The organism is Desulfosporosinus metallidurans (genome assembly GCF_001936615.1).
In the GTDB taxonomy this organism is placed as follows: Bacteria; Bacillota; Desulfitobacteriia; order Desulfitobacteriales; family Desulfitobacteriaceae; genus Desulfosporosinus; species Desulfosporosinus metallidurans.
In genome coordinates, this window is sequence record NZ_MLBF01000207.1 from 1 (window position 1) to 402 (window position 402).

The window sequence follows — 402 nt, forward strand, 5'->3', positions numbered from 1 at the left end:
GTTGATAAAGATTAAGGCTCGTGTTGGGAGAATCATCCGAATAAGCTTTCTTAAAACTTCGATTTTATCTCTTTGTTCCGCTAGAAAGTACATATGTGTGATTGTGGGGGCAACCATGATTTTACCAGTAACACGGACGATTTCAGGATTTTTTAAAAATTCTGAAGCCCGTTGCATGGTTACCGGAGGTAAAGTGGCTGAAAACAACAAAAGTTGTGTTCTACTTAAGGTTGTCTTAATCACTGCCTTAACAACTTGGGAATTATTTTCATCAAGTAAGCGATCAGCCTCATCTAGTACGATCGTCTTTATTGTTTGCGACGAGAATTTTTTTCTTCTGGATCAGTTCAAGAATTCGACCGCTCGAGCCAACGATAATATGTTGCTTTTTCCTTTAGCTTT

General features: G+C 38.3%; 1 pseudogene. It reads right to left on the bottom strand.

The features are described 5' to 3' along the window. Positions 1 to 394: pseudogene (locus DSOL_RS26410) on the bottom strand (DEAD/DEAH box helicase); the annotation flags it as partial. Positions 395 to 402 lie beyond the last annotated feature (8 nt).